Source organism: Actinomyces capricornis, from assembly GCF_019974135.1.
In the GTDB taxonomy this organism is placed as follows: Bacteria; Actinomycetota; Actinomycetes; order Actinomycetales; family Actinomycetaceae; genus Actinomyces; species Actinomyces capricornis.
The window spans coordinates 648,386-669,768 of sequence record NZ_AP025017.1 but is presented as its reverse complement, the minus strand read 5'-3'; the positions used below and the strand labels follow the sequence as shown (position 1 = coordinate 669,768).

Annotated in this window: 13 protein-coding genes; 11 read left to right on the top strand and 2 right to left on the bottom strand. The window is 69.8% G+C overall.

Annotated features, from left to right (window positions below):
• Positions 1 to 46 precede the first annotated feature (46 nt).
• On the top strand, positions 47 to 1,168 hold the full coding sequence (locus MANAM107_RS02675) for a glycosyltransferase family 4 protein (RefSeq protein WP_223910782.1): 1,122 nt from the start codon (positions 47 to 49) through the stop codon (positions 1,166 to 1,168).
• A gap of 53 nt (positions 1,169 to 1,221) precedes the next feature.
• On the opposite strand, the gene MANAM107_RS02670 is transcribed toward MANAM107_RS02675, so the two are convergent.
• The gene (locus MANAM107_RS02670; RefSeq protein WP_223910779.1) at positions 1,222 to 2,910 is read right to left on the bottom strand and encodes an asparagine synthetase B family protein; all 1,689 of its coding nucleotides are present in this window, start codon (positions 2,908 to 2,910) and stop codon (positions 1,222 to 1,224) included.
• A gap of 475 nt (positions 2,911 to 3,385) precedes the next feature.
• Between MANAM107_RS02670 and MANAM107_RS02665 the strand changes: the two genes are divergently transcribed.
• The 6 genes from MANAM107_RS02665 to MANAM107_RS02640 all read left to right on the top strand — a co-directional run bounded on the left by MANAM107_RS02665 (position 3,386) and on the right by MANAM107_RS02640 (position 13,692).
• Positions 3,386 to 4,561, top strand: a complete 1,176-nt coding sequence (locus MANAM107_RS02665; protein ID WP_223910776.1) for a glycosyltransferase — start codon at positions 3,386 to 3,388, stop codon at positions 4,559 to 4,561.
• On the top strand, positions 4,558 to 5,802 hold the full coding sequence (locus MANAM107_RS02660) for a glycosyltransferase (protein WP_223910773.1): 1,245 nt from the start codon (positions 4,558 to 4,560) through the stop codon (positions 5,800 to 5,802). The genes MANAM107_RS02665 and MANAM107_RS02660 overlap by 4 nt, the downstream gene beginning before the upstream one ends.
• Positions 5,799 to 8,003: a DUF6541 family protein gene (locus MANAM107_RS02655; RefSeq protein WP_223910770.1), complete on the top strand. Its 2,205-nt coding sequence runs from the start codon at positions 5,799 to 5,801 to the stop codon at positions 8,001 to 8,003. The genes MANAM107_RS02660 and MANAM107_RS02655 overlap by 4 nt, the downstream gene beginning before the upstream one ends.
• A 134-nt stretch (positions 8,004 to 8,137) precedes the next feature.
• Positions 8,138 to 9,442, top strand: a complete 1,305-nt coding sequence (locus tag MANAM107_RS02650) for a nucleotide sugar dehydrogenase (protein ID WP_179900340.1) — start codon at positions 8,138 to 8,140, stop codon at positions 9,440 to 9,442.
• Complete coding sequence (locus MANAM107_RS02645; RefSeq protein ID WP_223910766.1) at positions 9,439 to 11,460, top strand: DUF6541 family protein; 2,022 nt, start codon at positions 9,439 to 9,441, stop codon at positions 11,458 to 11,460. The genes MANAM107_RS02650 and MANAM107_RS02645 overlap by 4 nt, the downstream gene beginning before the upstream one ends.
• Before the next feature lie 204 nt (positions 11,461 to 11,664).
• Positions 11,665 to 13,692, top strand: coding sequence for a DUF6541 family protein (locus MANAM107_RS02640; RefSeq protein WP_223910762.1), 2,028 nt, complete (start codon positions 11,665 to 11,667; stop codon positions 13,690 to 13,692).
• 36 nt (positions 13,693 to 13,728) lie between these two features.
• Here the strand turns inward: MANAM107_RS02640 and rfbB are convergent, their stop codons facing one another.
• Positions 13,729 to 14,724: a dTDP-glucose 4,6-dehydratase gene (gene rfbB / locus MANAM107_RS02635; protein ID WP_223910759.1), complete on the bottom strand. Its 996-nt coding sequence runs from the start codon at positions 14,722 to 14,724 to the stop codon at positions 13,729 to 13,731.
• Positions 14,725 to 15,134: 410 nt separating this feature from the next.
• Between rfbB and MANAM107_RS13155 the strand changes: the two genes are divergently transcribed.
• The 4 genes from MANAM107_RS13155 (at position 15,135) to MANAM107_RS02605 (ending at position 21,289) form a co-directional block, all read left to right on the top strand.
• On the top strand, positions 15,135 to 17,969 hold the full coding sequence (locus MANAM107_RS13155; RefSeq protein ID WP_308443635.1) for an N-acetylmuramoyl-L-alanine amidase: 2,835 nt from the start codon (positions 15,135 to 15,137) through the stop codon (positions 17,967 to 17,969).
• 212 nt (positions 17,970 to 18,181) lie between these two features.
• Positions 18,182 to 18,514, top strand: coding sequence for a hypothetical protein (locus MANAM107_RS02615; protein ID WP_179900335.1), 333 nt, complete (start codon positions 18,182 to 18,184; stop codon positions 18,512 to 18,514).
• A gap of 50 nt (positions 18,515 to 18,564) precedes the next feature.
• A complete protein-coding gene (locus MANAM107_RS02610; RefSeq protein WP_223910756.1) occupies positions 18,565 to 20,670 on the top strand; it encodes a DUF6571 family protein in 2,106 nt (701 codons plus the stop codon).
• 154 nt (positions 20,671 to 20,824) lie between these two features.
• Positions 20,825 to 21,289 carry a hypothetical protein gene (locus tag MANAM107_RS02605; RefSeq protein ID WP_223910753.1) on the top strand — a complete coding sequence of 155 codons (465 nt, stop codon included), beginning with the start codon at positions 20,825 to 20,827 and terminating at the stop codon, positions 21,287 to 21,289.
• Positions 21,290 to 21,383: the final 94 nt, after the last annotated feature.

Below are 21,383 nucleotides of genomic sequence, written 5' to 3'. Positions count from 1 at the left end.
CGCGCGCATCCAGGCGGCACGCATGGAGGGCGCATAGAGTGGCCCCATGCGTGTGACCGTCGTGACCACCTGGCTGCCCACCGCCCTCGCCCCCAGCTCCGGCTCCTTCGTCCTGCGCGACTGCGCCGCCATGGCCCAGGCCGGCCAGGAGGTGCGCATCATCCACCTGGCCCCGCCCCACCAGGACGACGGGCGGCGCCACCACTACCTGGAGGGTATGCGGGTCCTGACCATCCCCATGGCCCCCGCCAACCCCCTGTCCGTGGCCCGGGCCGCGCGCGCCCTGGCCCCCGCCCTGGAGGGCACCGACGTCCTGCACTCCATGGCCATGAGCTCCCTGCTGCCCCTGACCGCTCTGGACCACGCCCACCGGATCACCCACCCCTGGGTCCACACCGAGCACTGGTCGGGCCTGACCAACCCCGACACCCTGGGGCCCGCCCTGAGCGCCGCCGTGCCGGTGGTCGGCCACGGACTGACCCGCCCCGACGTCGTCACCGCCGTCTGCGAGTACCTGGCCACCCCCATCCGCGCCATGCGCCACGGCCTGTCCACCCTCGTCGTGCCCTGCATCGTCGAGCCCCAGGAGCACCTGGAGCCCGCCCCCCGGAACGCCTCCATCGACATGGTCACCGTCGGCGGCCTCATCGAGCGCAAGGACCCCCTGGCCTGCCTCGACATCCTTGCCGAGCTGCTCGCCGCCGGGCAGCGGTCCACCATGACCTTCGTGGGGGAGGGGCCGCTGCGCCAGGACATCGAGGCGCGCCTGGCCACCTCCCCGGCCCTGGCCCAGCACACCCGCCTGACCGGCGGCCTGGACGCCGCGGGCGTGCGCGCCGAGCTCGCCCGCGCCGACGTCTTCATCGGCCCCACCCGGGGCGACAACTTCTTCGTCTCCGCCGCCGAGGCCATCACCAGCGGCCGTCCCGTCGTCGTCTCCGACGCCGGGGGTCAGAGCGAGTACGTCACCGAGGCCAACGGCACCGTCCTGCCCCTGGCATCCGACCCCGCCCAGTGGGCGGCGGCCGTCGTGGAGACCCACGAGCGCCTGGCCGACGCCGGTCCCGCCGCCATCGCCGCCACCATCGGCGACCGCTTCTCCTCAGCCAGCGTGGGCGCCGCCTACCGGCGCGTCCACGAGGAGTGCGCTGGCGGCATCAGCCGCTGACCGGCCGGCGCCCGCCCCGACGACGCTCCGCACGTCCCCCGACGGCGACCGGCTCAGAGACGCGGCAGGTCGGAGAAGAGCCGGGAGGCCGGGCACCACGTGTCGGCCAGGAAGGCGCTGGTCCAGAAGCCCAGCAGCTTGCGGCCCGCCATCAGCTGGGCGGCCGCCACCGGCCGCGGTACATCGGTGATGAACGCGTCGAAGGCCATGGAGTCATGCAGCGTCGACCAGGTCGAGAAGCTGCGCTCGGCCAGCGGCAGCAGGCCCGTGGCCGCCAGGGCCGACTTCAGGCGCGAGCGCGTCGCCTCATCGACCTGGGTGACCGCGAAGTAGGGCAGGTCCTCCGGCCCGTCCTGCCCTGAGCCCGTGGCCCTGGCCCACAGCCGCCCGATGAACACGCCGTAGAAGTCGCGCGTGGCCGTCAGCCCCACCGCCCCGCGGTGCCAGGCCTCCCAGAACTCCACATCCAGCATCGGCAGGGCCCACTCCAGGCCCAGGTGCTCATAGGCGCGCACCGAGTTGTTGATGTACTTCGTCTGGCGTTCGCGCAGGTTGTAGGACTCCAGGATGCTCTGCACATCGCGGGTATCCCCCGTGAAGGGCCACAGGGCCAGGAAGTCCTTGAGCTTCGCGGCCCGGTAGGGGTCGGCCCAGGCCTGGGCCTGACGGCCCTGGAGCTCCTGGTGGTGCCAGATGATGGCTCGGGCCACCTGGCCGCGGGAGACCGGGGCGGCCTCCAGCAGGTGCTCGTCATGCATATTGCCCACCACCGTGTGGCCGGGCAGCACCACGTCCCCGGGGCCGATGACCCCGCGCTCCAGCAGCTCGCGCAGCGCGTACCAGTCCTGCACATGGGGCAGGGCGCTGAGCGCGTAGCTGCTCGCCAGGAAGTCGGCGGCCTCCTGGGTGCGCCAGGCCTCGCGCAGGGTCCGGGGCACATAGTCCACCGCGTGCCACGGCATGCCCACCGCCTGGGCCACCGCCCGCGAGACCTCCATCTCGCGCGATCCCGGGCGCCCATAGGTGAAGGACACCACGCGGTCGCTCAGCCCGTGGATGGCCAGCCAGGCCACCAGCAGCCGCGAGTCCAGGCCCCCGGAGAGGGGCAGGACGATCCGGGCATCCCCCAGCCCGTCCACCAGGCGCCCCATGACGGCGTCCAGGGCCTCCTCCAGCATCTCGGAGAAGACCTGCGGATCCTCGACCTGCTCCTGGGGCTGGCTGAACCTGCCCAGGCTGTGAGTGGTGGTGCGCGCGGTGCCCGAGCCCAGGTCGATGCGCACCATCGAGCCCTGCTCCACCTGGAACACGCCCCGCAGGAGGGTGTCGGAGCCCGAGACGAATCCGGCGTCGACCAGCTCGCGGCAGGCGCGCTCATCGAGGGCGGGGCTCTCCAGGGCCCCGCGCATGGCCGCGGCGTCATCACTGATGACCAGGCGCGGGCGGGCCTGTGGGGAGGCGGGGGGCTGGATCGACCAGAACAGCGGCCAGGAGCGCAGGCGGTCCTGCGTCAGCACCACCTCGCCGGCCCCCACCTCGACGGCCGCCAGGCGGCCGGGGTGGGAGCGCAGCGCGGCAGGATCCGTGGGCGCGGGGCAGGGCAGGTCGCTGCGCACCCACAGGCCCGGGACGCTGGTCGGGGCGCCGCCCGGGGCGACGGCGGACTCACCGGTGGTCGCGCCGGCCGCCTCCCGGCGCCAGTGGGGGCTGATGAGCCGCAGGTCCACCTCAAGGTCGTTCACGTCGCGCTCTCCCATATCCGGCAATGAACCCGTCAAACCGATCCTCCGGGCGCTCGCGGTCGGGCCGCCATCGGGGCGGGCCAGCAGCGGCGCGACGCCGAGTGATCAGGCACAGTGTGCCACACGCCGGTCAAGGGACCGGCCCGGCCCAACCCCCGGAATCGCGCATCATGGCGCCGTCCCGCCCCCGTCGTGTGCCCCCACCGCGCCCCCACCGCGACGCGGAGCGCGGCCCGGCTGGTCGCGCATCTGTGCGCATCATCTGTGCGCATCGCCGCCCCGCATGCATCAACGGTGAGTGGTGGAGCGATTTATGATGGGTAGGCTGATGGCAGGAATCAGCCGGGGTACGGCGTGGGCCCGGCGGAGCCCCGGCCCGGACGTGCGCACCACCCACGTCCATGCCGCTCGATGCCCTTTGCCCACCCATGAACCACAACGCCAGAGCACATGTGCAGTAAACGGAGGTGACGGCGTGACCCAGCACGTCGCGGAGCGGGAGCTCATGGTCTTCCACGCCCCCTTTCCGCTCCAGCCGGACCGGGTGGCCGCCTCGATGCTGCGCCCGCTGGCCATGCGCCGGGCCTTCATGGAGCTGGGCTATGAGGTCATGGAGGTCACCGGCTATGCGGCCCAGCGGCGCCGGGCCATGGAGCGGGTGCGCCGGGCCATGCGGGACGGGCGGCGCCCCGCCTTCGTCTACTCCGAGAACGCCACCATCCCCAGCGCCCTGACCGAGCCGCGCCACCTGCCCCCCCACCCCCTGCTCGACACCGCCTTCCTGGCCCACTGCCGCTCCCGCGGGGCCGGGACCGGGGTCTTCTACCGGGACGTGTACTGGCGCTTCCCCCGCTTCCGCGAGGGCATCCACCCGGTGCTGGAGGCCGGGCTCCAAGCCGCCTACCGCGGTGAGCTGCTGGGCCTGCGCGCCGCCGGGGCCCACCTCTTCCTGCCCAGCCAGGCCATGGCCCGCCACGTCCCCCTCTTCCCCGTCCAGCGCATGAGCGCACTGCCCCCCGGGGCGCCGCAGGCCACCAGCGTCTCGCGGCCCACGGGGCAGGGCCTGGAGCTGCTCTTCGTGGGCGTCCTGCAGGACAACTACCGTCTCGACGCCTGCCTGGAGGCGGTGCGCCAGGTCGATGAGGCCCGCCTGACCCTGTGCGTGCGCCAGGAGACCTGGGAGGAGTCGCGCGACCACTACGCCCCCCTCCTGCCCCCGGGGCGCTGCCAGGTCATCCACCGCTCCGGGTCCGAGCTGGAGCCCCTCTACGCCCGGGCGGCCCTGGGGGTGCTCTTCACCGAGCCCAACCCCTACTGGGACTTCGCGGTGCCCTACAAGCTCTACGAGTACCTGGCCCACGAGCTGCCCGTCATCGCCGTGCGCGGCACCCAGACCGGCCGCCTGGTCGAGCAGATGGGGATCGGCTGGGCGCTCGACTACGACCCGGCGGCCCTGGCCGCCCTCCTGCGCCGACTCGCCCACGCCCCCGAGGAGCTGGCCGCCGTGCGGGAGCGCATGCGCCAGGTCCTGCCCACCCAGACCTGGCAGGCCCGGGCCCGCACCGTCGCCGAGGTCCTCAGCGGCCCGGCCCCGACCGCCAGCACCACCCCGGCAGGATGCATGACCGACACGACCGAGAGGACGCCATGACCAGGTTCAGACGTGGAGGGGCGCTCCTGGCCACCCGCATCCACCTGCCCGAGGCCGCCGCCGCCTCCTTCCGCCTCGACGGCGTCGAGCGCGCCCTGGCCCGCCACGGCGTGCCCGTGCGGGTCCTGACCACCACGGTCCCCGGCCGCGACGGCGTCCCCGCGCCCCAGGTCCAGGACCCCCCGGGGGTGTCGGTCTCGCGCTGGCCCGCCCTGCGCGACGAGTCGGGCTACCTGCGCGGCTACCTGCCCTACCTGTCCTTCGACGCCCCCCTGGCGCTGCGCCTGGGGCTGGCACCGCGCCCCGACGTCGTCCTGGTCGAGCCCCCGCCCACCACCGGGGTGGTGGCCCGCACCATCTGCGCCCTGCGGCGCACCCCCTACGTGTGGTACGCCCCGGACGTGTGGTCCGAGGCCGTGGCCTCCACCGGCGCCCCCGGCTTCGTGGCGCGCGCCGTGCGCGCCGCCGAGGCCTACGCCGTGCGGGGCGCCCAGGCCGTCATCGCCGTCAACGAGGAGGTCGCCGAGCGGGTGCGCGCCCTGGGCGCCCGCAAGGTCGTGGTCATCCCCAACGGGATCGACACCTCCGTGTTCGAGCCCACCGGCCCCACGCCCACGCCTGCCGAGCGCGAGGCCCTGGGCATCACCGGCCCCTACCTGGTCTACGCCGGGACCGCCTCGGAGTGGCAGGGGGCCGGCATCTTCGTCCAGGCCCTGGCCCAGGTGCGCCGCACCCACCCCGGCGCGCAGGCCCTGTTCATCGGGCAGGGCTCGGACTGGGATGCCATCGCCCGGGCCGCCGCCGCCCTGCCCCCCGGCCCCGACGGCGCCCCCGCCGTCGTCATGCACGACCTCATGGCCCCCCAGGACGCCGCCCGCTGGCAGCGCGGCGCCGCCGCCTGCCTGGTCTCCATCCGCCCCGGCCAGGGCTACGACTTCGCCTACCCCACCAAGGTCCTGGCGGCCCTGGCCTGCGGCACCCCCGTGGTCTACGCGGGCCTCGGCCCGGTGCGCGCCGACCTGGAGGACGGCTCCCTGGGGTGGGCGGCCGCCTACGAGGCCGACGACGTCGCCCGCGCCCTGGGCCTGGCCCTGGACCAGGACGCCGCCCTGGAGGCGCAGGGCGGCCAGGGGCGCCGGGAGCGGGCCGAGCGCCTGCACGCCTGGGTCCGGGTGCACCGCTCCCTGGAGGCCACCGGGGAGTCCGTGGCCCGCCGGCTGCGGGAGGTGGTGCGCGGGTGAGCCCGTGGATCACGGCCCTGCCCATCCTGGGCCTGCTCGTCATCACCACCTTCGCCCCCGGATGGCTCATCCTGGTGGCCGGGGGAGCGCGCTACCGGCTGGCCGCCATCGCCTGCGCCCCCGCCATGACCTTCCTGCTCATGGGAGTCGGAGGCCTGCTCTTCCGCCTCCTGGGGGTGCGCTGGCACGCCCCCACCGTCATCGCCTACATCATCGTGTGCGCCCTGGCCGTGGCCGCCACCCGCTGGGGGTGGCTGCGCCTGCGCGGGGAGCACCCGGGCCTGCGCACCTGGTTGGGCCCCGCGCCTGATGATGGGCCCGGGGCCACCAGCTCCATGGGCGCCCCGGGGGAGCCGCCCATGGCCGATGCCCGCGCCACCCTGGGATCGCCGGCCCTGGTGTGGGGGGCCATCGTGGTGACCTGGGTGATCATGACCCTGCCGGTGCTCCCGGGCACGGGCCCGGGCATCCCCATCCAGTCGGCCGACTCGATCTACCACTACAATCAGGCCTGGCTCATCGAGCACACCGGCAACGCCTCCATGCTCGACGGCAATGCGGGCATGTTCGGCCTGGACGGCAAGTACAGCTTCTACCCGATGGTCTGGCACGAGATCGTCACCATCGTGGCCGTGGGCTGGACCCAGGTGGTGCCGGTCACCAATGTCATGCTCCTGGTGGTGCCCCTGGTGTGGCTGGTGGGGATGGTCTACCTCGCCCAGGTCATCCTGCCCGAGATCCGGGGGTCGGTGCTCCTGACCCTGGGGGCGGCGGGCCTGACCCCCATCTTCCCCATGCGCCTGCTCATGGACACCGCGGTCTGGCCCTACTGCCTGGCCCTGGCCGCCAGCCCCGCCGTCGTGGCCTGGATGGTGGCGGCCTGGCGGCGCTGCATGTGGCTGTGGGCCGTGGGGCGGCGGCGCCGCACCCCCCTGGTGCTCCTGGCGCCCATGGCGGGACTGCTGGGCGTCATCCTGGCCCACCCCTCGGCCAGCGTCATCATCGGCTGGCCCCTGGCCGTCGTCGCCTGGACGGGCATCCTGCTGGCCGGCACCCGGCACCTGCGCTCGGGTGAGGCCCGCCGCCGGCGGCGGGGGATGATGCTGCTGGGCCTGGCCGCCATGGTGGTCGTGGCGGGCATCGTCTTCGTCCTGGCCCCCGGCCCCCAGCAGGAGCACTTCAGTCGCAGTCCCGACCGCAACTGGGACAACCCCATCATCAAGCTGGCCATCCCGGTGCTGCTGTTCTACGGGGGCGGGGGATGGATGACCAAGACCGTCTACATCACCCTGGCGCTCCTGTGCTTCCTGGGCGTGGCGGTGTCCTATGTGCGCCACCGCCACCGGGGGGTGGCCGTGGCCTGGGTGGCCTGCCTGCCCCTGACCCTGGCGGCCACGGCCCCGGTGCCGATCCTGTCCTCCCTGACCGGCACCTTCTACAACAACCCCCACCGGCTCAAGGCCATGACTGCCGTGCCCGCCATCCTGCTGGCCGTCATCGCCATGGCGGCCCTGGGCCCCTGGCTGGTGGAGCTGTGGGACTGGCGGCGCGGGCGCAGCCGGGCAGGCAGGGCCACCGGGGCCGAGGCCGGCCGCCCGCCGACCCATGGGGGTGTGCAGCAGGCGCCCGACGGCGCCCTGCCCGACACCCTGCCCCGGCCCGCCGGGGGCCCGATGAGGCGCTGGAGCCCTGCAGTGGCCGCCCTCGTCGTCCTGGTCGCCGGGACGGTGGGGAGCCTGCCGGCACTGCGCCTCGACGTCGCCGGGGCCTTCGCCCCGCGCCTGGGGCACACCCGCATGGTCGTCTCCTCCGCCGAGCTGGCGATGATCGAGCGCCTGAGCAGCGAGCTGCCGCCCGACGCCCTGGTCGTGGGCGACCCCGTGGCGGGCACCGCCATGCTGCCCTTCACCTCCGGGCGGCGCAGCGTGTGGATGTTCGCCGGCCAGGCCGACTCCGACGCCGACGGGCTCTACCTGCGCTACCACTTCCGCGACATCCACCGCGACCCGCGGGTGTGCGAGATCGTGCGCAAGCACGGCATCACCCACTTCTACCGGGACGTCTCCCAGCCCTTCAACGGCGTCCCCACGCCGATGCTCCGCCCCGGCCTGTACGGGGTGGGGGTGGCCCAGGGCTTCACCCTGGTCGACCGCGGCGGCCAGGCCGCCGTCTACCGCATCGATATGTGCTACACCGGCTGAGACCCGCCCCGCCTGGCCGAGCCGTCCCACGCCTGCACTATCCTGGGCCGGTGCCCGGTGGGCGCAAGACATAGGACCCCAAGGAACCTCATCCCCTCGGCGCGGTGCCGGGCGGGACGAAAGAAGGGACAAGCATGCGTATCGCCGTCGTCGCCCTGGGCAAGATCGGGCTCCCCCTGGCCGTCCAGTACGCCGAGAAGGGCCACGAGGTCATCGGGGTGGACGTCAACCCGGCCACCGTCGAGGCCGTCAACGCCGGGATCGAGCCCTTCCCCGGGGAGGCCCACCTGGCCGAGAAGCTCGCCGCCCTGAGCCCCGCCACCGGCAACGGCTCCCTGCGCGCCACCACCGACTACTCCCAGGCCATCCCGGGCGCCGAGGCGATCGTGCTGGTGGTGCCGCTGTTCGTCGACGACGCCACCTGGGAGCCCGACTTCGCCTGGATGGACGCCGCCACCGCCTCCCTGGCCGAGCACCTGAGCCCCGGCACCCTCATCTCCTATGAGACCACCCTGCCCGTGGGCACCCTGCGGGGCCGCTGGAAGCCCATGATCGAGAGGATCTCGGGCCTGGAGGAGGGCAAGGACTTCCACCTGGTCTTCAGCCCCGAGCGCGTGCTCACCGGCCGGGTCTTCGCCGACCTGCGCCGCTACCCCAAGCTCGTGGGGGGCCTGAGCGAGGCCGGCACCCGGGCCGGCATCGAGTTCTACGAGCAGGTCCTGGACTTCGATGAGCGCGAGGACCTGCCCCGCCCCAACGGCGTGTGGGACATGGGCACCGCCGAGGCCGCCGAGATGGCCAAGCTCGCCGAGACCACCTACCGGGACGTCAACATCGGGCTGGCCAACCAGTTCGCCGTCTACGCCGACAAGGCCGGCTTCGACGTCGAGCGCGTCATCGAGGCCTGCAACTCCCAGCCCTACTCCCACATCCACAAGCCCGGGATCGCCGTGGGCGGCCACTGCATCCCCGTCTACCCGCGCCTGTACCTGTCCACCGACCCCGACGCCTCGGTGGTGCGCACCGCGCGCACCTTCAACGCCACCATGCCCGGCTACGTGGTGGACCGGGCCCAGGAGGTCCTCGGCTCCCTGGAGGGCCTGCACGTGGTGGTCCTGGGAGCCTCCTACCGGGGCGGGGTCAAGGAGACCGCCTTCTCCGGGGTCTTCCCCGCCGTCGAGGCACTGGAGGCCGCCGGCGCCAGGGTCAGCGTCCACGACCCCATGTACACCGACGAGGAGCTGGCCTCCTTCGGCTGGACCCCCTACCACCTGGGCGAGCAGGTCGATGTGGCCATCGTCCAGGCCGACCACGCCGAGTACCGCGAGCTGGCGCCCACCGACCTGCCCGGCCTGCGCCTGCTGCTCGACGGGCGCCGCGCCACCGATCCCGCCGCCTGGAGCGGCGTACCGCGCCTGACCATCGGCGGAGGCCAGTGACCAACGCTCCTGCCCTTGTCCTGGCGGCAACCGCCGCCCTGATCCTCACGCCCGGCTGGCTCCTGGCCCGGGCCTGGGGAGCTCGGGGCACCACGGCTCTAGGGGCTGCCCCAGCCCTGAGCCTGGCGATCCTCGGTCCGGCGACCCTGCTGGCCCAGCGCTCCTCACAGCGCTGGGCCCCCGCGATCCTCCTGACGGGCTGGCCAATGGTTCTGCTTGTGAGCGGAATCGTCACGGGCCTGGTGTGCACCTGGCTGGGGCGCCGTGCCGCAGCCGGGCGGGGGGAGGGCCTGGATCGCCCCGCCATGGGGCGCCGCGACGCCCTGGAGTTTGCTGGAGCCCTGGTACTGGCCGTCGTCCTGACCGCCATCCCGGTGGCGGTCGGCACCAATGGCTGGGACAGCCCCGCACAGGCCTCCGACGGCGTCTTCCACCTGTCCGCCACAGCCTTCGTCCGCCTTACGGGGGACGCATCCTTCCTTGGCGGCCTGGCCCCCATGTACGACGGTATGAGCGTCTACTACCCCACAGGCTGGCACGCCCTGGCCTCCCTGCTGCCCGGGGACGTGGTGACAGGTGCCAATGCGATGGTGGCTGTGTTGGGCGCACTGGTGTGGCCGCTGAGCATGGCGGCCCTCCTGCGCGAGGTGCTGCGGGATACCGGCAGGTCACTGGCCGTGGGCGGCGCGCTGGCCGGCTCGGTCATTGCGCCGCTGCTCATGCTCACCAGCGTGTGGCCCTACGGGCTGTCTGTCGTTGTGCTGCCCGGTGCGCTGGCGCTGCTCGTGCGTGCGGTGCGCCGGGGGAGCGTGGGCGCGGTGCGCCGAGGCTCGGCCTGGATGCTGGCCGGTCTCGGGGCGCTGGGCGTCGTCATGGCCCACGGCACTGGGGTCTTCAACCTCGTCGTCCTGGGGCTTCCCGTCGTGATCATGGGGGGACTCCCGGCTGTGCGCCGTATCTGGGTGCGCGGCGGCCTGGCGCGCGCCGCTCTGGTGCTGGCCCTGGCCGGCTGTCTGGCGGTGGTGGTCGGCGGGGCCTGGTTCATGCGCCGCTCGCTCATCTCGGTCTTCAGCTTCCAGCGGGGGTCTGCCACGATCTGGGAGACGCTGTTCGCCGTCGTTGTCGACCATCCCCTGCTGGCGACCTTCTTCCCCTGGATCCCGGGCAATATCGTGGTGCTCGTCCTGGCTGTCCTGGGTGCCGGGGCCTGGAAGCGCGTGCCGCAGGTGCGCGCCTGGGCGGTGGGCGCCGGTGCATCACTGCTCCTGCTCCTCCTGGCCACCGGGCCGGCCTGGCCCCTGCGGCTACTGGCGGGCCCCTGGTACACCCAGCGCGCCCGCATTATGCCGCTGCTGACCGTGGCGATGCTCGTTCTGGCAGCCATCGGCATCCAGGAGGCGACACGTCGATGGGGTACTAGGGGTGCTGGCGGCCAGGATGACGATGACAAGGCCCGTCGCCTGCCCGCCGCTATGCGCCCACTGCTGGTGCGGGCCCGCAGGGATGTGCCCGTCGCAATCCTGCTGGCGTCCCTTCTGCTGGCGCCGGCCTGGAGGTGGGGGCTGCGCGAGGATCTCCTGGCGGCCATCCACGATCCGGACAGCGTCTCCTACGGCGCCATGCTCTCCGACGGCGAGCTGGAGCTCATCCGCCGCGCCCCGCAGGTGCTGCCCGAGGACGCCGTGGTCCTGGGGGATCCCTCCAACGGAAGCCCCTATCTGTGGAGCGTGTCCGGGGTGCGCGTCATCTACCCCTCCCGGCCCGGGCCGGTCAGCGAGGAGCTGACCTGGTTGGGCAATAACGCCAACCGGATCGAGACCGAGCCGAGGGTCTGCGAGATCCTGCGCCGGCACGGGGCCGCCTACTACTACTCCGACGACGCCCCTGCAGACGGCGTCGTCGGAGGAGCCCGCAAGCCGCTGTGGGGACAGGCGCTGGCAGAGGTGCCGCGCAGTGCGCTCGAGCCCATTGACAGTCAGGGCACGGCGGTCCTGTGGCGCATCACCGCCTGCACCTGACCCCGAGCCCCATCCCTCCCCGCCGAGCCCGACACTTCTCACTGAAGCAGGCGGTAGCACCGTCGGTCTCGGTGAGAACCGTCGGGCTCGGCGGAGGCAGAGAGGCGGAGGAGGACGGGGAGGATTGCAAAAGGATCACCGGCGGTGTCCAGCGCCTCAGCGCCGGGGCCATGGGATAGCCTTCCTATTGTGACCGAATGGGCGATGGCATTGGCACTGGCGGCCCTGCTCCTTATCGCCCTCGTGGCCCCCGGGGCCCTCCTCCTGCGCGCCCTGGGTACCGGCCGCCTTGCCGCCCTGGCCGGAGCGCCGGGGCTCGGCGTCATCGCCATCACCGCCTCCACCGTCCTGCTGGACCGGGCGGGGGTGGACTGGACTCTGGGCACGGCCACCGCCCTGCTCCTGGGTGCCTGCATCCTCGGCGCCGCCGGCGTCCTGCGGCGCCAGGGCCGCCCCCGGCTGGCCGCCGTCGCCGAGCTCTGGGACAACCGGGGGGAGTGGAGGCACTGGGCGCGCCGGGCGCTCAGGGAGCAGTCGATGAACCCCGGGCGGTGGGGGCCCCGTGAGTACTGGCCGGGGATCATCGGCGTGCTGGTGGTGGCCATCCCCCAGACCGTCGTGCTCATCGAGGCCATGGACCGGCCCTCGGCGATCTTCCAGAACCACGACGCGATGTTCCACCTCAACCTCATCGCCGAGATCAGGGCCAACGGCAACGCCTCCCTCCTGACCTCCGCCCACCCGGTCAACGGCGGGGGCTACTACCCCAACCTGTGGCACGCCGTGGCCGCCATCCTGCCCGGCGTCCCCGTCACCACCGGCTTCAACATCGTGCTCATCATGGTCTCCGCGCTCCTGACGCCCCTGGGGTGCATCGCCCTGGTGCGGGCCCTGGGAGGCGGGGCGGTGGCGATGGCCCTCGCGCCCTTCACTGCCACGGTCACCATGTGGTTCCCCGGCCTCATGCTCTACTTCCACGGGCAGGCTCCCACCGCCCTGTCGGTGGCGCTCATCCCCTTCGCCCTGGCCGCCGTCGTGGAGTGGTTCGGCGACCGAGCGCGCCTGGGCACCCTGTGCGCGGCCCTGGCGGCAGTGGCGGGGGTCGGGCTTGCGCATGCGGGCGCCGGGCAGATCCTCATCGTCGTCGGCGCCGTGCTGGGGCTGGTGTGGAGCGGCCAGCTCCTCGCCGCCTGGCGGCGCCTGGGGCTCTGGGCGCGCCTGGCCTCGCCCCTGCCGGCCCTGGCCGGCCTGCTCCTCCTGGCGGTCATGGGCGCCTCGTCGACCCTTCGGTTCATGGGCACCTACTACCGCACCGAGGTGCCCGCGGGCCGGGCCCTGCTCAACGCCCTGACCCTGGCGCCCTTCGCCGAGGTCGGCACTGTCTGGCACCACCTCGTGCTGGCGCTGGCCTCCCTGGTCGGCCTGGGACTGCTCATTGCCAGGCGGCAGTGGACCTTCGTCCTGTGCTGGAGCGTCATCCTCATCCTCGACCTCATCGCCGTGCTGCCCGCGGGCTGGTGGAGCGCCTACGTGGGGGGCTGGTGGCGTGATGAGGCCCGCTTCCGGGCCGTCCTGGCCGTCCTGGCCGGGGTCCTGGCCGCCTACGCCCTGGGCCGCCTGGGCACCTGGTGCCTGGAGGCCCTGCGCCGCGGGAGTCGATCGACGGCGGTGGCAGGGCTCCTGGTGCTCGCGCTCGCGGTGGGCGCCATCGGCCACGGCTCCCTGGAGGATGACTCGCTATGGGCGCGCCGGGCCTACGACGTGGATGACATGATCCACGTCCCCTGGGTGGGTCCGGGGGAGGAGCAGTTCATGGCCTACCTGGAGCGGTCTCTTCCGGATGACGCGGTGGTCTACGGCTACCCCGCCTCCGGCGCCGGGCTGCTGCCCGTCCTCACCGACGTCGAGTCCTTCCACCGGATCAACAGCGTCGGGGGGGACCGCCCGGACAAGCGCTACGTGGGCAGGGCCTTCGACGAGCTGCGCACCGACCCGAAGGTCTGCGCCATCATCAACGAGGTCGGGGGCACGCCCCTGTACTACGAGGACCGCACCGTGGACCCGCGGGAGGTCCGGGGGGAGTTCCCCGGGTACCTCGATGTCGATACCTCGCAGGGCTTCACGCTCCTGGCCACCAACGGGCAGGTGGCCGTCTGGCGCGTCACCGCCTGCGACCCGCTGGCCCAGGCGAGTCAGGCGGGCCTGCTGGACCAGCAGCGGGACGGCTCCTGAGTCGAGGACCGGCTCAGGAGGCGGGGCGGCTCCGGCCTACTGGCCCTGGGCGGCGTACTTGGCCTCGACCTCGGCCTTGAGCGGCCGCCACCAGTCCTCGTTGTCCCGGTACCAGGCGATGGTGGCCTCCAGGCCCGAGCGGAAGTCGGTGTAGCGCGGTGTCCAGCCCAGCTCCTGGACCAGCTTGGAGTTGTCGATGGCGTAGCGCAGGTCGTGGCCGGGGCGGTCGGCCACGTGCTCGTAGTCGTCGGGCTCGCGGCCCATGAGCTCGCAGATGAGCTCGACGACCTCCTTGTTGCTCTTCTCCCCCTCGGCCCCGATGAGGTAGGTCTCCCCGATGCGGCCCTTGTCGATGATCTCCCACACCGCGTCGTTGTGGTCCAGGACGTGGATCCAGTCGCGCACGTTCTGCCCGGCGCCGTAGAGCTTGGGGCGCACGCCGTCGATGAGGTTGGTGATCTGGCGGGGGATGAACTTCTCGATGTGCTGGTAGGGGCCGTAGTTGTTCGAGCAGTTGGAGATGGTGGCCTCCACCCCGAAGGAGCGCACCCAGGCGCGCACCAGCAGGTCCGAGCCGGCCTTGGAGGCGGAGTAGGGGGAGGAGGGGTTGTAGGGGGTGGTGGGGGTGAACTTCGCGGGGTCGTCCAGCTCCAGGTCCCCGTAGACCTCGTCGGTGGACACGTGGTGGAAGCGGACCCCGTGGCGGCGCACGGCCTCTAAGAGGGTGAAGGTGCCCACAAGGTTGGTCTGGATGAAGGGGGAGGGGTCTCGCAGGGAGTTGTCGTTGTGGGACTCCGCGGCGAAGTGGACGACGACGTCGGCCTGGGCCACCAGCGGGTCGACGGTGTCGGCGTCGGCGATATCGCCCACGACCAGCGTCGCACGATCCCCGAGGTCCGCCAGCGATCCCTGGTTGCCCGCGTAGGTGAGCTTGTCCAGGACGGTGACGGTGGCGTCCGGGAGGCGGCGCAGGGTCTGGTGGACGAAGTTGGCGCCGATGAAGCCGGCGCCGCCGGTGATGAGGACGTGCATAGGAGCTGCTCCGATACTGACGAGGTGCGGGCCCGACGAGGCCACTGGCAGACGGCGTCATCATGCCACACGGCCGGCGGCGTGGCCGGGCCCGAGGCGGTCCGCCGCGGGCCCGAGGACGGCGGCGGGGATCGATCCGTGACCATGGGCCCAGGATCGTGACGATTCTGTTGTGCCACCGGAAAAAGTCCGGGATTCCGGGAGAAAGGGGCGGTGGGAGGGTGTGGGGCCCGCGGCGTTCGCTGTCGCGGGGCAGCTCTGGAGTCGATTCTGGTGTTGCGTTCAGGAACTTCTCGGTAATGTGTCACTTACGCCCCAGCGTTCACACACGACACTCTCTGCGCGTGGGACTCATGATCGCGGGGCGCTTCTTCTCCGTATCACTCTTAACCCCTGCCGAAAGGAAACCTATGTCGGCACGACGCTTCCTCGGCGTCGCGGTAGCGATGCCCCTCCTCCTGGTGGGAGCACCACCAGCGGCGATCGCTGAGCCGCAGAGCGCCCAGGACCCCGCACCCGTCCAGATCCTGCCCCTGACGACCCCCTCGGGGGCCGGCACGGAGCTGGGCCGGGGAGGGCTCGACTCCCCCGATGTCGCCTCGCCCGGACCGCAAGACACGCCCTCCCCGCAGGACCGGGGCGATGAGGCTCCGGCGGGCACCTCCGGCGGCATGTCCGTGCGCCCGGGCCTGCCCTCACTGCTGGCCGCCGAGGTGGGGGCCGGGGTGGACCCCGAGGCCGACGCCGTGCTGCTCACCGACCCCCTGGAGGTCGACGACTTCTATGTCGCGGGCTTCACCTGGAGCGGCGGGTCGGGCCCGGCCGAGGACGTCCAGATCTACCTGCGCGTGCGCGAGGGCGGCGCCTGGTCCCCGTGGTTCCTCAATGAGCTGGTCGACGGCGGCCCGGATGAGAGCACCTTCAACGGCACCGCCGAGTTCATCACCGGTGGGGCTGAGGCCGTCCAGGCCTCCGTGGTCGGCAGTGCCGAGTCCCTGCCCGCCGACCTCAAGCTGACCCTCGTGCCCGGCCGGCCCCAGGGCGAGGAGGTACTGGAGGCCTCGCAGCTGGCCACCTCCCAGGCGGAGCCCACGGCCGTGGCCTCCCAGAGCGCCCAGCCCGTCGGCCCTGCGGCCAGTCCCGTGGAGCCGACGACGGCGCCGCAGGCCGCCGAGGCGCCCGAGCAGGCGGCGCCCTCCCCGGCGCCCCAGCACTCCCCGTCGTCTGCGGCCGTCCACGGCTCGGCCTCGCCGGCGGGCGGAATGGGGATCGGCCCGGGGGTGAGCACCGCTCTGGCGGCTACGGTCAGTGGCCTGCCGGTGTCGGTGACCACCCGAGAGCAGTGGGGGGCCAACCCCGCGTACATGTCCTGGAGCCCCACCTATGCCAGCGCCAGCCACGTGGTGGTCCACCACACCGCCGGCACGAACAACTACACCGCCTCCCAGTCGCCCTCCATCGTGCGGGGCATCTACCACTACCACGCCGTCACCCTGGACTGGGGCGACATCGGCTACAACTTCCTCATCGACAAGTACGGCCAGGTCTTCGAGGGCCGCTACGGCTCCACCAGGGCCGCCGCCGGCAAGATGGCGGTGGGCGCGCACGCCCGCGGGGCGAATACGGGCACGATGGGCCTGTCGATGATGGGCGACTACAGCACGGTGGCACCCTCCGCCTCCCAGCTCGATGCGGTGGGGCGGATGGCCGGCTGGTTCCTGGGGCGCGCCGGCGTGAGCGACGCCACCGGGTCGGCGCCCTTCACCATCAAGACCACTGAGAAGTACGCGGCGGGCAGTACGGTGACCCTGCCCCGCATCCTGGGGCACCGGGACGTGGGCTATACCGCCTGCCCCGGCAATGTCGGCTACTCGCGCCTGGGGCAGATCCGCTCCATCGCCCAGTCCCAGATGCATGACGGCTCCCGGTGGGTCAAGGAGGGCGGCGTGTGGCGCCACTACAGCGCCGACGGAGCCAAGTCCACCGGCTGGGTGTCCTACAAGGGGCAGTGGTACTACCTCAATCCCCCCGGTGGGGCGATGGCCACGGGCTGGCAGAAGGTGGGGGGCTCCTGGTACTTCCTGGGCTCTGACGGCGCCATGGCCACGGGCTGGCTGAAGTCCGGCGGGTCGTGGTACTACCTGTCCTCCAGTGGGGCGATGGCCACGGGCTGGCAGAAGATCGGCGGGGCCTGGTACTACCTCCATCCCTCCAGCGGTGCCATGGCCGCGGGCTGGCAGAAGATCGGCGGGTCCTGGTACCTCCTGGGCTCCAGCGGTGCGATGGCCACGGGCTGGCAGAAGGTCGGTGGGGCCTGGTACTACCTGGCCTCCAGTGGGGCGATGACCACGGGCTGGCAGAAGATCAGCGGCACCTGGTACTACCTGAACCCCTCCAATGGTGCGATGGCCACGGGCTGGGCGAAGGTGGGCGGCTCCTGGTACTACCTGTCCTCCAGTGGGGCGATGGCCACCGGCTGGCAGAAGATCAGCGGCACCTGGTACTACCTGAACCCCTCCAGCGGCGCCATGGCCACCGGCACGGTGCGGATCGACGGCGCCTCCCACAGCTTCTCCGGCTCGGGCGCCTGGATCGGTGAGGCCTCGGCGGCCAGGGAGGTCAAGGACGGGTGGAGCCTCGAGGGATCGACCTACACCCTCTACCGGGGCGGCCGGGCCGTGGAGTCCCAGCCTCTGCGCCCGGTGATGGCTGCCCCCACCGCCAGCAAGGACCGGCTCGTCTCGACGATGACCTCGGCCTACGCCGGCTCGGGGCGCTCCTATCCGGCTACTGCTCTGGGGCGGGGAGGTGCCCCGACCGCCAAGGACTTCTTCACCATCGTCTATGAGGAGGCCGTGGCCGAGGGGGTGAGCCCCGAGCTGCTCTTCGCCCAGGTGGTCAAGGAGACCGGCTGGCTGCAGTTCGGCGGGGATGTGAAGGTCAGCCAGTTCAACTTCGGCGGCCTGGGCGCCACCGGGGGAGGTGTGGCGGGCAATCGCTTCCCGAGTGTGCGCGTGGGCCTGCGGGCCCAGGCCCAGCACTTGAGGGCCTACGCGGAGGCCGGGGTGAGTGCCGGCTCCCTGGCGAACCCGGTGGTGGACCCGCGCTTCCAGTACGTGCGCAAGGGGTCGGCCCCCTACATCCAGTACCTCGGTATCCAGGAGAACCCGAACGGTGGTGGCTGGGCGGCATCGCGCCACTACGGCATCGAGCTGGTCAAGCTCATGGACCAGTACTTCGGCTGAGGTGAGGCCGATGTGAGGCCCTCCTTGGTGCGTATGTGATTGCCCCTTGGTTCCCGGAAATCCTCCGGGACCAAGGGGCAATCACCTCGTTGCCCTGGCAGTAGTTGGGGCGCCGGAGGACCATGTGGAGATCTACCCATATGGGTGCCTTGAGCGTCAGATAAGGGGACAGTACTCTTCTCATTGATCATTCGATTACGAGGAGGGGCTCGATGGGGGACATGATCAGCAATCCGCGGAAGAGGGCTCTAGCGCTACTGCGGGCCACTGTGGAGAAAGAGATGGATCCGATGGGGGTTGAGGGTAACTTCGTGGAAATCCCGTCTGGGCCCGTGGTGGATCTGACATCAGCGAGTGGTGGGGTCAATAGTCCTGATACGTGGACCAGCAATCTGGCGGACGCACAGAATGATGCAATGAAGGCGGAAGTGGGTTCGTTGGCAAATGCGTTCTTGGACATTATTTCCGCTATCGACTCTGAACGTTCGGGGATGGAGGATATGGTGGACTCGGAGTCCGATGAGGGTCGGTGGCCGAACGCCTGACCTGCTACTGGTTCTGCTAGAATATTAAACGTATCGATAAAGGTGGCATGATGACGAAGTTGTACATGAACCCCGAGAAGCTGGCTGGGAAGATCGAAGCGATGTGGGCCTTGGCTATGTCGGCGACGGTGGCTAAGAGCCGGATCGATGATCAGAGTGAGCAGTTGCATGATCCAATGAAGGCGGTATCGATCGATGTGCACTTGACGAGCATCCAGACGGCGATCGATGCCGTCAATGCTAGGGCTAGTGACATAGCGAAGTGCAAGAATGTGATCGAGGATCTCAATAGCAATGGAGTGACTGTCGCTGATAGTAGTGGCGGGATCACGGTGGAGATTCCTACTGAGGCAAATGTGACTTCTTCGGAGACCCTGAGCCAGTGGGCTCAGGGTGCGACGGATGCACATGATCTGAAGAACCTTGACAACGGTGGGCGACTTCCGAGTGGCCGCAGTTACGATGACTTGGTGAAGTCGATCGAGGCGAACAAGGAGAACACTACCTATGCGAATGGCCTCGTCGACACTATAGGTCCGGAGAACCTGATCAGGATTTCCCTAGATGTGCGGGAGACTTTTGGTGCGAATATGAGGTATTTTCGGAAGGCTAGTGTTCGCCCAGGGTCGGGGAGCGAGATAGACAAGCTTCTTGGAGTCGCTCTGTCCACTGCGTCTGGAACCTGGAGTGCGGAGAAGTCAGAGATAGTAGCGAATAAGATTGTTAGTTCCGTGGATGAAGAAGGGGAATGGGATAGAATCACCATCCTCAATGCCATACTCGGCGATCATGATGCCAACGGTGATCATGTGAACGATCTGAAGTTCGGCAAGGACTTCCTCGTTTCCCTTGGGAACGGTCTTGAAGAGTTGCCATGGGAAACTATGGCAACTTACTCTAATATTGGCGTTAAGTCTCTGGCGGGAAAAGGAAATTCTGATGTAGTGATCGGCCCTCATCATTTGTCTGGAGTACTCGATGCAATGGGGAATAACCCTGATGCCGCGCTTGATTTCTTGGCTCCGGAAGGATCGATCCCCGACGGAAGCCGTGCAGGCGGGAATATGAATCGGATGCATGAGTTATCGGAGCGGCGTTGGGATAAGAAGGGTTTTGCGGCGCTCACCGCTGCGATCGCTTCAGCCTCGGCTCATCGAGCTAGTGATGATTCGACAATGGCGGCAAGAGCTGATGACTTGGCGGGACACGCCGTTCACTATCTGGTGAAGAATACGGAGGAGGGTCTCTATAGCGACGCGGCGAAGGCAAGGCTCGGTGTTCTTCTTGCGAACTGCGCACCTGAGGTGGAGTCCGTTCTTTGCGGCGCGACAGCTTCGGGAGTGGGTCCACATCCAGAGCAAATTCCGGCGGCATCTTCAGATGATTTCAATACCTTGATCTACCGGGTGATCGACAATGAGGATGCCGCGGGGACGATCAGTGCCGGAATCGCGCAGCATGCGCGATCCGTTGCGAACGCTGATATCGCTGCCAATGCAGGCAATAGGGCGGAGCAGATCGATGGAATCAATGATGCGTATGTTCCGGCCGCTGAGGCTATCGGTGCGCTTGGTGGCATGGCGGACGCCAAGGCAGGAGAAGCCAGGGATGATCATGCTGCGCGGACGGCATCCGCTCAGACGGCGATAGGTGTGTTCACGACGGTGGTTACCGCGGGACTCACTTCCGCAGGCGGATCGGCCGCTACGTTTATGAGATCGCCTGCAGGTGGGGCCGCGACCTCGGTGGCGACAACGCTCCTGTCACCTGTCATTGCGGATATAATGGTCCCTAAAACAGAGTCACCGGAGTCGAAGATGATGAAGTCTGATGCCGATTCTGCTCTCTGGGCGATGGCGGTTCAGAGTGCTGCTAACTCGGGGGACGTTACTGGTGATGACGGTCTGATCAGCCAGGAGGATCTGAAGAAATTCTCTGGTGAGTACTCCTGGATCGTTCGGGATGCGGATGGTACGTATCGCATGGATCTTTCCAGTGCCGACAGTGATGCCTACAACAAGGTGAGGACGTGGACGAGAAGCATGGACGGAACTCCTAACGAGGATATCCATGAGGGGTTGTCAAACGACTTTAATGGCAGTTATTCGCGAGGTGAACAACGGGGATACGAAATTTCCAAGGAGATCGAGAGGTGATGCCTATTAGTTATAGTGCGGCTCAATGGGCCGGGCTCGTACTATTGCTTTCTATTCCTGTGTTGTCCGGTTGTTCGGTGCCCTCATTGGATTCCAGTAACGGGGATGTTGTAGGCGGGGAGTCGGTGTGTGTGAACTGACTTCGGCTAGCGTGGTGGAGGATGTGGTGGGGCGGCAGATAGATTCTTTCGTGTTCTGGGTGAGGAGTCCCGACAGTCATCGTGAGTTAAAATGTTCCGTTACGTTCACACTATCTGATGGCCTGTTCCAGGAAATAGTGTTGACCTATGATTATGACCATTTTGGTGATATCGATGTTGGGGAGCAGGGTACGTTTTCCAGTATTGCGGAGCATCGTAGTGCGGTGCCTGTGTCGGTGGAGGGTGTTGAGGGTCAGGGGGTGACGGTGGATAATAAGGGCAGGGCTGCCTTTGTGTGGTCCTATCCTGATGGTTATGGGGCGTCGGTGGTGGGTGGTCGCCCAGATCCTGATGCTCCGATCAAGCAGGAGGAGCTGGACGTGCTGATCGCCTTGTTTGAGCGTATTGGGCAGAAGATTCCTCAAGTGGCCTCCGGCCCTGATCATCCTGTCACCTCGTACCCCGCCCGTGAGGCCTAGCCGACTGGCTCATAAGTCCGGCTGCCGACCACCCGGGGACCGCCGCCTACGGGCCGGCTGACCACCCGCGGGTCTCCCGGCGCGGTGGCCGGCC

Coding starts and splice junctions, on each gene's coding strand:
- MANAM107_RS02675 (WP_223910782.1), top strand. CDS start 47: ATGCGTGTGACCGTCGTGACCACCTGGCTGCCCACCGCCCTCGCCCCC.
- MANAM107_RS13155 (WP_308443635.1), top strand. CDS start 15,135: ATGTCGGCACGACGCTTCCTCGGCGTCGCGGTAGCGATGCCCCTCCTC.
- rfbB (WP_223910759.1), bottom strand. CDS start 14,724: ATGCACGTCCTCATCACCGGCGGCGCCGGCTTCATCGGCGCCAACTTC.
- MANAM107_RS02615 (WP_179900335.1), top strand. CDS start 18,182: ATGGGGGACATGATCAGCAATCCGCGGAAGAGGGCTCTAGCGCTACTG.
- MANAM107_RS02650 (WP_179900340.1), top strand. CDS start 8,138: ATGCGTATCGCCGTCGTCGCCCTGGGCAAGATCGGGCTCCCCCTGGCC.
- MANAM107_RS02640 (WP_223910762.1), top strand. CDS start 11,665: ATGGCATTGGCACTGGCGGCCCTGCTCCTTATCGCCCTCGTGGCCCCC.
- MANAM107_RS02660 (WP_223910773.1), top strand. CDS start 4,558: ATGACCAGGTTCAGACGTGGAGGGGCGCTCCTGGCCACCCGCATCCAC.
- MANAM107_RS02610 (WP_223910756.1), top strand. CDS start 18,565: ATGACGAAGTTGTACATGAACCCCGAGAAGCTGGCTGGGAAGATCGAA.